The sequence below is a fragment of the Streptomyces sp. NPDC048290 genome (assembly GCF_040652095.1).
Lineage (GTDB): Bacteria > Actinomycetota > Actinomycetes > Streptomycetales > Streptomycetaceae > Streptomyces.
Map to the genome: position 1 here is coordinate 273,323 of NZ_JBEZLM010000002.1, position 12,790 is coordinate 286,112.

The window sequence follows — 12,790 nt, forward strand, 5'->3', positions numbered from 1 at the left end:
CGCCAGGGCACGCCGAAGGGCGGAGGCCCTGTGTCGAAGGGCGGTGGCCCTGTGCCGAAGACCACCGCCCCGCCGGGAAGGCCGGGGACTAGACGCCCCCGCGCCACCACCGCATCCGCTCCGGCTACTTCCGTACCGCCTTCTTCAGCGCCCGCGCCCGCCGGACCACCCGGCGCGCGGTGGAGTTGTGCGGCAGGAAGGACAGCCGCTGCGGGATGCCGCCGGGCAGTCCGAGCATGGTCAGCCGGCGCCGCTTGAAGTAGGGCTGGAGCCGGGGGCTGTAGTGCTGGGCGAGGAATCGTTCAGCCGCTCCGCGCAGTTCGGGGTAGATCTGCGGCTGCATCGCGAAACTTATGGCCGCGATCAGCCCTTGCAGCAGCTCCGGCGGCAGGACCTCGCCGTCCTTCCCCTTGTCCTTCCCCTTGTCCGTCCCCTTGTCCGCCGTGTTCAGGTCCGGCACCAACGCATGTGCCAGAGCCACCGGCACCCGATTGCTGTTCTGGAACGGTGCCAACCGCTCCAGCAGCATCTCCGTGCCCACCCGCGCCACCGGCAGGTCGTAGAACGCCGACGCCGTGAACAGCGCCGTGGAGAAGCAGCCGACGACCAGTGCGGGCCGGGTCTTCTCGTACAGCACCTCCGCCAGGACCGGGGTGTCGACGACCGTCAGTTGTACGCCCAGCTTCGTCGCCTCCTCCTCCAGGGCGAGGCCGAAGGAGGCGGGCGCGGTCGGGTGGGGCTTGAAGACGAGGGAGCGGTGGCCGCGGTCGACCGCGCCGCGCATCATCCGGACATGGAGCTGCTCCTCCTCGGCGGAGGAGAGGATGCCGAGCGCGGAGAGGTACTGGCCGAGCAGCAGGGCGGAGTTGTCGGGGACGTCGGGGAGGTCGCCGGAGGTGAGTTCGCCGAGCACCTTGAGGAAGGCGGCGGTCGGGACGGTCTCCGCCGGGACGCCGAACTCGGTCAGCAGGGTGGGCTTCAGACCCGGCACCAGATCGAGGTGGAGCAGTCGCGGCACCCGGGTGCCGACCAGCGGGTCGATCTTGTTGCGGGTGGGGCCGTAGCTCATCAGCCCGTCGGCGTAGACATGCACCGGGCAGCCGGTGAAGATCTGCGCCAGCGACAGCGCCGGGTTGACCTGCAGGGACTCCATGACCAGCGTCACCTGGTCGTCCGTCATGTCCCACAGGAGCCGGAAGTAGCGCTCCAGCAGGGGCAGGTCGTCCTGGCGGGGCGCCCACGCGCCGGGGTGGAACGGCCGGATCGCGGCGTTGAAGTCGAGGACCTCGTCGAAATGCGGGCGCAGCGCGTCGAAGCCGGGCATCTGGTCGACGGCCGGTGTGGTCTCCGGGGTCGCCGAGTTGTTGAAGACCAGCAGCACCCGCCGGTCCGGCTCGGTGAAGCAGTCCGACTCGATCGCGGCGGCGAGGGTGGCCGCGCCGTACAGGGTCGAGACACAGAAGATCTGCGTGGTACGGGACATCAGGCAGCCGCCTTCGCGGAGGTGACCCGGCGCCGCAGCCGGCGCAGCTTGGTCGAGCGGTTCAGGTCCATGGTGTCGAGCACATCGCCCAGCATCTCCTGGGGCATCCGCTTTATGGCCGCCGCGCTCATCACCCGCAGCTGCTTGGCGACCGGCGGTTCGAACTTCTCGATCTCGGAGAGATGGTGGGCGATGATCGCCAGATAGGTGCGGACCGCCTTGGGCAGCAGCTTGGCCGCGTCGCGGTCGGCGGCGGTCTCCTCGATCACCTCGTCGAAGGCCCGGATGAAGTCGAGCTGGCGGACGTCACCGATCTGGGTGAGCGAGCTGGCCACCCCGCGGCGGTAGAAGACGCCCAGCAGACTGACCACGGCGAAGGACTCGGCCTCGCGGTGCAGCTGCCAGATCCAGGGCCGGTCCTCGGCGGTGCGCAGTCCGTCGGTGAAGTGCAGCAGGCCCTTGTCGAGCAGCCGGCGGTGGTAGGCGCCCGCCCAGGCGTAGGCGTAGTCGACGGAGGTGGTGCGGTCGGCGGGCAGGATCGCCTCGCGCGGGTTCAGCACCGTGTCGCGCAGCCCGACCGGGACCCGGTGCACGGACCGGGCGCGCGCTTTGGCCTGTACATGATCGGTCCGTACGAAATCGCAGCCCAGCTTCTCCAGGGCGCCCACCAGCTCGGCCAGATAACCCTGTGCGAGCCAGTCGTCACCGTCCAGGAAGGTGAGGTATTCACCGGTGGCGGCGTCGAGCCCGGTGTTGCGGGCGGTGGCGAGTCCGCCGTTCTCCTGGTGGCGAATGAATTTCACCTGGGCGACCGCGGAGAGGTCGTCGGCCGCCCGTTCGAGGATCGCCGGGGTCTCGTCCTTCGAACAGTCGTCGACAAGGACGAATTCGAAGTCGCTCCTGGCGTTCATACGAAGACTTCTGAGGGTGTCAGGGGCGTATTGCTGCACGTTGTAGAACGGCACGATCACGGAGAGCTTTGGCACCCGCGAAAGCCTAGAAGGCGGCCTCGCTGGGTAAATTTCCGGTGCGGGTACGGAGGGTGAACTCAATGTGTCGGAACGGTGCATCCCGTGTACTTTCTCGGCTGCGACGAGCCAGTTCGGCTTTCGGTGGGCTGCTGTTAACTTTTTGTTGAGTCGCGGTTCGGCTGTAACTCGCCCTTGCTTCCTAGCGTCTTGGCTGTGCCACCAAGTACGCCACTCAGTACAACGAAGCCCCCGCGGATCGCAGTACTCGCCGACTCGGACACCCGCTGGAAATGGGGTGCACTGACCGCGCGCCGTATCGCGCCGGGCGCGTCCATGGAAACCGCAGCCGGTGACGGGCCGCAAGTCCCGCCGGCCGCCCTGGACGGCTATCTGCTGCGGGGCCGCGCCACTCCCACGCCACGCCAGCTCGCCGAGGTCGGCGTCGACGCCGACTCGCTGCGCGAGGTCACGGCCGTGGAGTTCCTGCGGACCATGGCCCGCGAGTCGTACGACATCCTGGTGATCTCCCTGGTCGGCGGCGGTGTCCAGGCGATGCTGCACGGCCTGGGGCGGGTGTGGGAGGACCGGACCGACCGGCCCGTCGTCGTCACCGGCTATGTGGGCGTCGTCTACGAGAAGCTCGCCGACGGGCTGCTGCTGCGCCACGGCGCCGATCTGGTGCTGGCCAATTCCCGCCAGGACGCCGACCGGTTCCGCGCGGTGTACGAGGGCGTCGGCGCCGACGCCTCCTCCGTCACCGAGGTCGCCCTGCCCTTCCTCGGCGGCGCCCCCCACCCCGGCGACCACGACCCGTACACCGTGGTCTTCGCCGCCCAGCCGTCCGTCCCGGACAGCCGCCGTGACCGCACGTACCTGCTGGAGCGGCTGATCCAGCACGCCCGGCTGCATCCGGAGCGCCGGGTGCTGCTGAAGCTGCGCTCCAAGCCCGGCGAGCACACCACCCACATCGAGGAACACCCGTACCAGAAGCTGGCCCAGCGCCTCGGCGAACTGCCCGCCAACTTCGACCTGGTCTACGGCAACATGGGCGAGGTCCTGGACCGCTCCGACCTGCTGGTCACCATCAGCTCCACGGCCGCCCTGGAGTCGCTGCACCGCCGGATCCCCACCGTCGTCCTCACCGACCTCGGGGTGCGCGAGACCCTCGGCAACCATCACTTCGTCGGCTCTGGCTGCCTCGCCTCCTGGGACCAGCTCGACACCGGCCACCGGCCCGCCCCCGACCCGGACTGGGTCGCCCGGCAGGGCGTCTGCGCCGACGGCAGCTACCCGTACGCGTTCGACGCGGCCCGCGAGCGGATCGCGAAGCTGCTGGCCCGCCCCGGCGGGCTCGGCCCCCTCACGCCGTACTACACCCCGGCGACCGCGCCCGGCTATCTGCCCGGCATCCTCGCCCGCCACCACCTCGGGCCCGACGGCACCCCGCTGCCCGGCGCCCCCGCGCACGACAAGGACCCCGGCCCCGTCCGGCAGATAGTGCGCCGCGCCGCACGCGGCGCCTACCGGCACGGAGTCCAGCGCGTCGCTCCCGTCATCCGGCGGATGGGGGAGCTGTGAGCAGCACCGATCAAGGAGCAATTCCCATGTCCCAGGCACAGGCGGGCAACGGCGCGACGGTGCGCCGGGTGCTCGCGGTGATCCCCGCCCGCGGTGGCTCCAAGGGGGTGCCCGCCAAGAACCTCGCCTCCGTCGGCGGGGTCCCGCTGGTGGCCCGCGCGGTCCGCGAATGCGTCGGCGCCCGGCTGGTGACCGATGTCGTGGTCTCCACCGACGACCAGGCCATCGCCGCCGCCGCCCGCCAGGCCGGCGCCGAGGTGGTGCTCCGCCCGGCCGCCATCGCCGGGGACACCGCCACCTCCGAGGCGGCCGTGCTGCACGCCCTGGACGCCCACGAGGCGCTGCACGGCGCCCCCGTCGACGTCGTCCTGCTCGTCCAGTGCACCAGCCCCTTCCTGCTGCGCGAGGACATCGACGGTGTGGTCGGCGCGATCGTGCACAACGGCGCCGACACCGCCGTCACCGTCGCCCCCTTCCACGGCTTCATCTGGCGCAACGCCGACGACGAGGCGGCCGAGCTGGGCGCCGCGCCCACCGGCGGCTACGGCGTCAACCACGACAAGTCGTTCCGGCCCCGCCGCCAGGACCGCCCCCAGGACTTCCTGGAGACCGGCGCCGCCTACGCCATGGCCGCGCCCGGCTTCCGCGAGCACCAGCACCGCTTCTTCGGCCGCACCGAACTCGTGCGCACCGACCCCGCCCGGGTGCTGGAGATCGACGACCCGCACGAGCTGGCCCGCGCCCGCGCCCTCGCCACGCTCTTCGACGCCGACCGGCCCGGCGCCCTGCCGACCGCCGACGACATCGACGCCGTCGTCCTCGACTTCGACGGCACCCAGACCGACGACCGGGTGCTGATCGACGCCGACGGACGCGAGTTCGTCGCCGTGCACCGCGGCGACGGCCTGGGCATCGCCGCCCTGCGCAAGAGCGGCCTCAAGCTGCTCGTCCTGTCCACCGAACAGAACCCCGTCGTCGCCGCCCGCGCCCGGAAGCTGAAGATCCCGGTGCTGCACGGCATCGACCGCAAGGACCTCGCCCTCAAGCAGTGGTGCGAGGAACAGGGCATCACGCCCGAGCGCGTGCTCTACGTCGGCAACGACGTCAACGACCTGCCGTGCTTCGACCTCGTCGGCTGGCCGGTCGCGGTCGCCAGCGCCCATGACGTCGTACGCGGCGCCGCCCGCGCGGTCACCTCCCTACCCGGTGGTGACGGCGCGATCCGGGAGATCGCCGGATGGATTCTCGGTCCCTCTCTCGACACCCTCGACAAGTAAGGAAACCCCCACTGTCATGAGCAGTTTCTCCGCCCACTCCCGTGTCCGTTCCTTCGGTGAGCGTGAGGTCGGCCCCGGCAAGCCTGTCTACGTCTGCGGCGAGATCGGCATCAACCACAACGGCGACCTGGACAACGCGTTCAAGCTGATCGACGCCGCCGCCGAGGCCGGCTGCGACGCCGTCAAGTTCCAGAAGCGCACCCCCGAGATCTGCACCCCGCGCGACCAGTGGGACATCGAGCGGGACACCCCCTGGGGCCGGATGACCTACATCGACTACCGCCACCGCGTGGAGTTCGGCGAGGCCGAGTACCGCCAGATCGACGACCACTGCAAGGAGAAGGGGATCGCCTGGTTCGCCTCCCCGTGGGACACCGAGGCCGTCGCCTTCCTGGAGAAGTTCGACGTCCCCGCCCACAAGGTGGCCTCCGCCTCCCTCACCGACGACGAGCTGCTGCGCGCCCTGCGCTCCACCGGCCGCGCGGTGATCCTCTCCACCGGTATGTCCACGCCCCGCCAGATCCGGCACGCGGTCGAGGTGCTGGGCAGCGACAACATCCTGCTCTGCCACGCCACCTCCACCTACCCCGCGAAGGCGGAGGAGCTGAACCTCCGGGTGATCAACACCCTGGAGAAGGAGTACCCGAACGTCCCGATCGGCTACTCCGGCCACGAGACCGGCCTCCAGACCACACTGGCCGCCGTCGCCCTCGGCGCCACCTTCGTGGAGCGCCACATCACCCTGGACCGCGCGATGTGGGGCTCCGACCAGGCCGCCTCCGTCGAGCCGCAGGGCCTCCAGCGCCTGGTCCGCGACATCCGCACCATCGAGGCGTCCCTCGGTGACGGCGTCAAGCAGGTCTATGACTCGGAGCTGGGCCCGATGAAGAAGCTCCGCCGGGTGACGGGCGTCGTCGCCGAGGCGGAGATCGCGGCGGCGGCCGGCGAGCCGGTCACCGTCTGACCCGCCCCACCCCTGTGTCCTTACCCCTACTCCTCCTCCTGAACGGGACGGTCGTACGAGGATGAGCCCCCGCGCCAAGGTGCCCGGCCCCCGCTCCGCCGAGCAGTACCGCACACTCGCGTTCGTCGAGAGCCCGGTACAGCTCCTCAACGTGCTGGAGTGGGCCCACCGGCACGCGACCGGCGCGGGTCTCACCGTCGTCGTCCTGTCCCCGGTGGACCCCATGACCCGGGGCCAGCTGCGCCGGATGGCGGAGCTGGCCCGGGACGAGGGCCACGAGGTCCGCTGGGAGGAGGCGCGGGGCGGGAGCACGGCCCCCTTCCAGACGGTCGGGGGCCTCATGGGCTCCCTGCGCCGGGCGGACCGCATCGTCATGGGCGACCCGTTCTCCCGCTACGTCCAGCTCCTGCTGACCATCACCCGCGCCCGTGACCTGGTGGTGGTGGACGACGGCACGGCGACCATGGAGTTCGTCACCCAACTCGCCCGCGGTGAACGCCTGGTGCGCTGGCACCGCAAGGGCAGCCGCCAGGGCCCCCGGGACCTGATGTTCGCCCCCGTGTCCTCAGCGGCCCGCCGCAAACTGACCCCGGAACCCGACCGCCGGGTCACGATCTTCTCCTCCATGCCGATCGAGGAGACCCCGGACGGAGTCACGGTCACCGCCAACGACTTCGCCTGGACCCGCGCCCGCTTCGGCCCGCCCCGCATCACCAAGGGCGCCGACATGGTCGGTACGTCCCTGGTGGAGACCGGGGTCGTGGACGGCGAACGCTATGTGGACGCCGTCCGCTCCCTCGCCAAGACCCACCAGGCGGCCCGCTACTTCGCCCACCGCCGGGAGAGCGCCGAGAAACTCCACCGCCTCCATGCGGAGACGGGCCTGGAGATCGTCCGCCCCGAACTCCCCCTGGAACTCATCGCCCGCCGCGGGCCGGTGGGCCGGACCATCCTCAGCTTCCCGTCGACGGTCGTCCACACCCTCCCGCTCGCCCTGGCCGGTACGGAGGTCAGGGTCGCGGTCTGCGACATCGACCCGGCATGGCTGACCCGCAACGCCTCCCCGCGCGCCCAGGGCTTCCTGTCCGGGGTGACGGGCACGGCCCGGGACGTCCACCGCCTGTCGACGGAGGTCAGCCCGGCGTAACCGCTCCGTGCTCTCAGGGGCGCTGGGGGTACCCCCTCTGGGGGAGGAACTGCGCGATCAGTCCCCACGGCGCCGCACCCGGACCCCTGTCTCCGGCTGACGCTGATGCCGGTCGATCTCCCGCTCCGCCGCCCGGAACGTCTCCCGGTACCAGGCCCCCCGCCCCGCCGCCGACCACGCGTGGGACGCCAGCCGCTCCGCGCAGCGCCCGGTGAAGACGGGCATCACCTCGTCCAGGAACAGCGTGAGCGAGCGCCGGGTCGCGGAGTCGTCGGCGAAGTGGGTGATCTGCTGGAGGATCGCGCCGAAGCCGCCCGAGGCGTCCCAGTACCGCTCCAGCGCCTCCACCGCGTCGGCCGGGGTGCCCACGGTGACCCCCGGGGAGCCGGTGAACGCCTCGAAGTCCGGATAGCCGACGGTCGCCGCGCCCCCCTCGATCGTCCGGTCGGCATGGTCGGCCCAGCTCCGGAAACCGGCCTCGACCTCCTGGACCGCCTGATCGCGGGTCGGCGCGAGATGGAAGGGCGCCACCAGTCGCAGCGCGGACCGGTCCATGACCCGCCCGTGCTCCCCGGCGGCGGTGACGGCGTGCGCCCAGTTCACCGCGAGCACGTCGTTGCCGGGCCCGGTCGCCGACGCGAGACACAGCATCCCGATCCCGTACCGCCCCGCGAGCCGTCCGCCGGACGGTGTGATCGCGCTGGCGACGGCCAGTTCCGGCCGGGGCCGGGTGTACGGCCCGAGGTGGAGCCGCGCGTCCCGCAGGAGGTGCGGCCCGGCGCGCCCGGTCACGGTCTCCCCGTCCAGCAGCCGGACGACGACATCGAGCGCCTCGGCCATCCGGGCGCGCTGCTCCCCGGCGGGCACCCCGAACATATGGGCGTCGCCGGGCAGCAGTCCGGGCCCGAACCCGAACATCGCCCGCCCCCGGCTCTGATGGTCGAGCTGGACGATCCGCCCGGCCACGGTCAGCGGATGGTGGAACGGCAGTGAGATGACACCGGTGCCGAGCCGGATGCGCCCGGTGCGCTCGGCCGCCGCCGCGACGACCAGCTCCGGTGACCCGACGATCTCCATTCCGCCGGAATGGTGTTCCCCGATCCACGCCTCGTCGTAGCCGAGCCGGTCGAGGAAGGCGATGAGGTCGATCTCGCGGCGGAGGGCGAGGGTCGGATCGGAGGTCAGTGGAAGCAGCCAGGGCGGTGTGAAAACCCCGCACCGTACAAGTGATTTGTGCACGGTTCTCCAGCGTATCGACGCCGGACGAACGCAACAAGAGGGCCTTAATTCCGGTGAAGATTCCCGGTGGAAAGCGTGAAGCGTTCCGGCGCGAGGGATGATCACCACCCTTTTAGCGGCAGAAGAAGACCCGGGAGACCGGAGCGACGACCCACCTCCTGAAATCCCTTCATCACTTCATGCGACATTCCCTGCCGCGGTAGTCGTGCGTACACCCCGTCTCACTCCTCTGATCAGTATCTTTCTCCCTCCGGAGGACCCTGCTATGACGACGAAACCCGTGTTGTTCACCGGCGGACGCGCGCCCGGCGCGCTGCCGCTCGCCGGACACGCCGCCCCTCTCATGCGGAACGCGGTGGAATTCCTCGCCTCCCTCTCCGAGTACGGCGATCTGGTCGAGGTACGACTCGGCCCGACCCGGGCGTACGTACCGTGCCATCCGGAATTGGTCAGGCGCATTCTGGCCGACGACCATACGTTCGACAAAGGCGGCCCGTTCTACAAAAAGGCCCGGGAATTGTTCGGCAACAGTATCGGGACGTGCCCGCAGTCCGAGCACCGTCAGCAGCGCCGTATGCTCCAGCCCGCTTTCCACCGGAGCCGGATGGAGCGGTACGCCTCGGTCATGCAGGAGGAGATCGAGGAACTGACCCGGTCCTGGTCCGCCGGGGAACGCATCGACTCGTACGACACCATGAACCGGCTGACGCTGCGCACGATCATCCGGACCCAGTTCTCCGCGCACGCGGACGACGCCACCGTGGAAGACCTCCGGGACGCGTTCGAGACGCTGAGCGCGGGCTTCTTCCAGTGGATGTTCTTCCCGGAGGCCCTGTACCGGCTGCCGCTCCCGGCCCATCAGCGCCACCGCCGGGCGCTGGCCACCCTGCGCGGCACGGTCCGCCGGATCGTCGCGGACTACCGGAGCGACGAGCGGGACCACGGCGACCTGCTCTCCCTGCTGATCGCCGCCGGGCTCAGCGACCTGGAGATCGAGGAACAGATCATGACCATGCTGGCCGGCGGTTCGGAGACCGTGGCCACCACCCTCACCTGGGCGCTGTATCTGCTGGACCGCCATCCCGAGGTCGCCCGCCGGGTCCGCGCGGAGGCGGACGCGGTGCTGGAGGGCCGCCCGGCGGGCTGGGACGACCTCCCCGCCCTGCCGTACACCGAACAGGTCGTCCGGGAGACCCTGCGGGTGCAGACTCCGGCGTGGCTGTTCACCCGGGCGACGACCGCGCCGGTGGACTTCGGCGGGACCGGACTGCCGAAGGACGCCCCGATCCTGATCAGCCCCCCGGCGGTGCACCTCAACGCCCGGGTCTTCCCCGACCCGCGCCGCTTCGACCCCGACCGCTGGCTGCCGGAGGCCCGCGCGGCGATGCCGAAGGGGGCGTTCCAGGCGTTCAGTTCGGGCGCCCGCAAGTGCATCGGGGACGTGTACGGCATGACGGAGTCGGTCATCGGACTGGCGACGATCGTGAACCGCTGGAACGCGGCGGTCGCACCCGGCGCCGACCTGCGCCCGACGCCCCTGATGGCCCTGAACGTCCCCCGCAGGCTCCACTTCGACCTGACCCCGCGCACGCCACGATCTGCTCAGCAGCCCGCCCCGCAGCCCGCCCACCCGGCCCGGTGAGGGACCGCCGTCATGGTCGCCGTCGACGATGACCCCGGCGTGCTCTCCACCCTCCACACCCTCAGGGACGCCGTCGCCGACGAGATCGCCTGGCGCTGGCCCGGCGACCCGGACGGCATGGCCGCGCTCCACCACTACGTGATGCTCCCGCCGGGCAAACTGCTGCGCCCGGTCCTGCTGCTGTGCTCCGCCCTGGCCAGCGGCGCCCCGCTGCACCCCGTGGTCCCGGCCGCGGTCGGCGTCGAGGCGGTCCATGTGGGCAGCCTGCTCCACGACGACATCATCGACCAGGACGGGGAGCGCCGGAACCGTCCCGCCGCGCACACGGTGTTCGGCCCGGCGAAGGCGATCATCGCCGGGAACGCCCTGTACTTCGAGTGGTTCGCGGCGCTCACCGAGTGCGCCCGCCGCGGGGTCCCGGCCGACCGGGTCGCCCGCGCGATGCGGGTGCAGTGCACCGCCGGGGCACGGGTGTGCCGGGGCGCGTACGACGAGATCACCATGGCCGGGTGGATCGACACCCCAGTCGAGGACTATCTGCGGATGGCGGAGGGCAAGACGGCGGTGCTGATCGAGGCGGCATGCCGGGTGGGCGCGGTGCTCGCCGGGGCGGCGCAGCGGACGGTGGACGCGGTGGGCGCCTTCGGCCACCATCTCGGCGTCGCCTTCCAGCTCCGCGACGACCTCCTGCCGTACGACACCACGCCCGACGCGTCGGGCAAGCCCCCGGTGAGCGATCTGCGCAACCGGCGCCCGACGCTGCCGGTGCTGCTGGCGTACCGGTCGGCGGGCCGGGCGGACCGTGAGTCGATCCGCCGGACGCTCCTTGACCCGGCGGACCCGTCGGCGGCGCTGACCGCGATGCACGCCCTGGTCACCCGGCTGGGCGCGCTGGACGAGGCTCGGGCGATGGTGACCCGCGAGGCGGACCGGGCCTGCGCGGCCCTGGCCCGCGTGGACTCACCGGGGCCCGCGTACACGGCGGTCCTGCACCACACGGCCCGCCGTCTGACGACAGGGAACGACCAGGAGCCCGGCCGCCCCGAGACGGCGTTGGGAGACCCGAGCACATGACCCCCGCATCCCCCCACCCGATCCTCTCCCTGATCGACTGCCCGATCCCCCACACCCCCCCGACGCTCGCCCCCGCCATCGAGAAGCACACCCTCGACTGGTTCGCCCGCTTCGGCTTCGGCGGCGGCGAGGCGGAACGCCGGATGCTGGTGGCCTGCGCCCCGGCACACTGCGCGTGCATGTTGACCCCGGACGCCCCCGAGGAACTCCTGCGCTTCTCGTCGGCGTACATCGTCTGGGGCCTCCTCTTCGACACCTTCCTCGACCACGGCGACCTGGCCGACCGCAAACGCCACTACGCCCTGCTGGCCCCCCAGTTGGTCCGCACCCTGAACGACCCCTGGCGCCGCCCCGAGGGCCTGCACCCGGTGATCCTCCTGATGCGGGACATGCGCCTGTACCTGGACGACATGGTGGCCCGTGGCCAGGTCTCGGCGGCAAAGGTACGCCGCTGGGTGGACGCGCACTCCCGCTATATGACGGGCGTGGCAAGGGAGTTGCTGGACGCCGAACAATCCGTCCTCCCACCCCTCGACGACTTCCTCTACCTCCGCATGTACACCGCCGCCGGGGCGGCGGGCGCGGCCCTGGTGGACCTGTGCGGCGGCCCCGGAGCGGACCCGGCGGAACTGGAAACCCCGGAGATCCACGCCCTCACGGACGCGGCGTCCATCGTGATGTCCCTCTTCGGCGACCTGGGCTCCGCCCCCAAGGAGGGCCCCCTCGAGTACAACGTCGTGAACGTCCTCACCCGCGAACTGGACTGCACCCGCGCGGAGGCGATGACCCAGGCGGTCCACCTCTGCAACGGCATCGTGGCGTACTTCCACGAGGCGAGGGAGTCCCTGTCCCCCTCGGTGACCCCGGAGACCCGCGCGTACCTCACCGCCCTCGGCGGCCTGATCCGCGGGGTCCTGGACTGGTCGGAACTGGTCCCGCGCTACCGCGAACACCCGACGTCCGACCACCCCGACCTGTCCCGCCCGCCCCGCATCGACCTGCGCGACCTCCCGTCCATCGGGTGGTGGCCACCTCCGGTCCGCTAACCTCCGTGCTCCGCACCACCACACAGACAGCGGGAGACCGGTATGCCGCGATGGGCAGTCCTGCGCGCGAAGGGCGAGGCGGAGGCGTACCGCCACACCGTCCACCGTGAGTTCGAGGGCACGGAGACGGAGGCGATGGCGGAACTCTTCCGCCTGCTGGACACCTTCGAGGAACACCGCCGCCGCAGACGCGTGTACCGCATCTCGGAACGCTGCTACCTGGTCCGCGTGGAGGGCCGCCTGTTCACCTCGGAGGCCCGCTTCACCTTGGCGGAACTGGTGGTGGACACGGAGGATGTCGAACTGCCGGACGGGGCGGGGGAGTTGGCGGGGGGTGGGGGCTGAGCGGCCCGACTCCGCGCGCTCCGG

General features: G+C 71.3%; 11 protein-coding genes. 8 read left to right on the top strand and 3 right to left on the bottom strand.

Going from position 1 to position 12,790, the window contains the following annotated elements:
- Positions 1–124 precede the first annotated feature (124 nt).
- Together AB0D49_RS03460 and AB0D49_RS03465 are read right to left on the bottom strand one after the other, a co-directional pair.
- On the bottom strand, positions 125–1,483 hold the full coding sequence (locus AB0D49_RS03460) for a polysialyltransferase family glycosyltransferase (RefSeq protein WP_362749949.1): 1,359 nt from the start codon (positions 1,481–1,483) through the stop codon (positions 125–127).
- Entirely contained in the window at positions 1,483–2,469 is a 987-nt protein-coding gene (locus AB0D49_RS03465; RefSeq protein ID WP_362749952.1) for a glycosyltransferase family 2 protein, read from the bottom strand. The genes AB0D49_RS03460 and AB0D49_RS03465 overlap by 1 nt, the downstream gene beginning before the upstream one ends.
- A 198-nt stretch (positions 2,470–2,667) precedes the next feature.
- Here AB0D49_RS03465 and AB0D49_RS03470 point away from each other — a divergent pair, with 198 nt between their 5' ends.
- The 4 genes from AB0D49_RS03470 (at position 2,668) to AB0D49_RS03485 (ending at position 7,420) form a co-directional block, all read left to right on the top strand.
- The gene (locus tag AB0D49_RS03470; RefSeq protein ID WP_362749954.1) at positions 2,668–4,032 is read left to right on the top strand and encodes a DUF6716 putative glycosyltransferase; all 1,365 of its coding nucleotides are present in this window, start codon (positions 2,668–2,670) and stop codon (positions 4,030–4,032) included.
- Positions 4,033–4,058: 26 nt separating this feature from the next.
- Positions 4,059–5,309: an N-acylneuraminate cytidylyltransferase gene (locus tag AB0D49_RS03475; RefSeq protein ID WP_362749957.1), complete on the top strand. Its 1,251-nt coding sequence runs from the start codon at positions 4,059–4,061 to the stop codon at positions 5,307–5,309.
- Positions 5,310–5,325: 16 nt separating this feature from the next.
- On the top strand, positions 5,326–6,273 hold the full coding sequence (locus AB0D49_RS03480) for an N-acetylneuraminate synthase family protein (protein WP_362749960.1): 948 nt from the start codon (positions 5,326–5,328) through the stop codon (positions 6,271–6,273).
- A 61-nt stretch (positions 6,274–6,334) separates the two neighbouring features.
- Positions 6,335–7,420 carry a hypothetical protein gene (locus AB0D49_RS03485; RefSeq protein WP_362749963.1) on the top strand — a complete coding sequence of 362 codons (1,086 nt, stop codon included), beginning with the start codon at positions 6,335–6,337 and terminating at the stop codon, positions 7,418–7,420.
- Between the two features lie 57 nt (positions 7,421–7,477).
- Here AB0D49_RS03485 and AB0D49_RS03490 read toward each other — a convergent pair whose 3' ends face one another.
- The gene (locus AB0D49_RS03490; protein WP_362749966.1) at positions 7,478–8,659 is read right to left on the bottom strand and encodes an LLM class flavin-dependent oxidoreductase; all 1,182 of its coding nucleotides are present in this window, start codon (positions 8,657–8,659) and stop codon (positions 7,478–7,480) included.
- Between the two features lie 265 nt (positions 8,660–8,924).
- Between AB0D49_RS03490 and AB0D49_RS03495 the strand changes: the two genes are divergently transcribed.
- The 4 genes from AB0D49_RS03495 to AB0D49_RS03510 are packed head-to-tail and all read left to right on the top strand — an operon-like array spanning position 8,925 to position 12,766.
- Positions 8,925–10,301 (top strand): cytochrome P450, encoded by a 1,377-nt coding sequence (locus tag AB0D49_RS03495; RefSeq protein WP_362749969.1) that lies wholly within the window; start codon positions 8,925–8,927, stop codon positions 10,299–10,301.
- Positions 10,302–10,313: 12 nt separating this feature from the next.
- Positions 10,314–11,375 (top strand): polyprenyl synthetase family protein, encoded by a 1,062-nt coding sequence (locus tag AB0D49_RS03500; protein WP_362749971.1) that lies wholly within the window; start codon positions 10,314–10,316, stop codon positions 11,373–11,375.
- Complete coding sequence (locus AB0D49_RS03505; RefSeq protein ID WP_362749974.1) at positions 11,372–12,421, top strand: hypothetical protein; 1,050 nt, start codon at positions 11,372–11,374, stop codon at positions 12,419–12,421. Before AB0D49_RS03500 ends, AB0D49_RS03505 begins: the two co-directional genes overlap by 4 nt.
- Before the next feature lie 42 nt (positions 12,422–12,463).
- On the top strand, positions 12,464–12,766 hold the full coding sequence (locus AB0D49_RS03510) for a hypothetical protein (protein WP_362749977.1): 303 nt from the start codon (positions 12,464–12,466) through the stop codon (positions 12,764–12,766).
- The last annotated feature ends 24 nt before the right edge of the window (positions 12,767–12,790 follow it).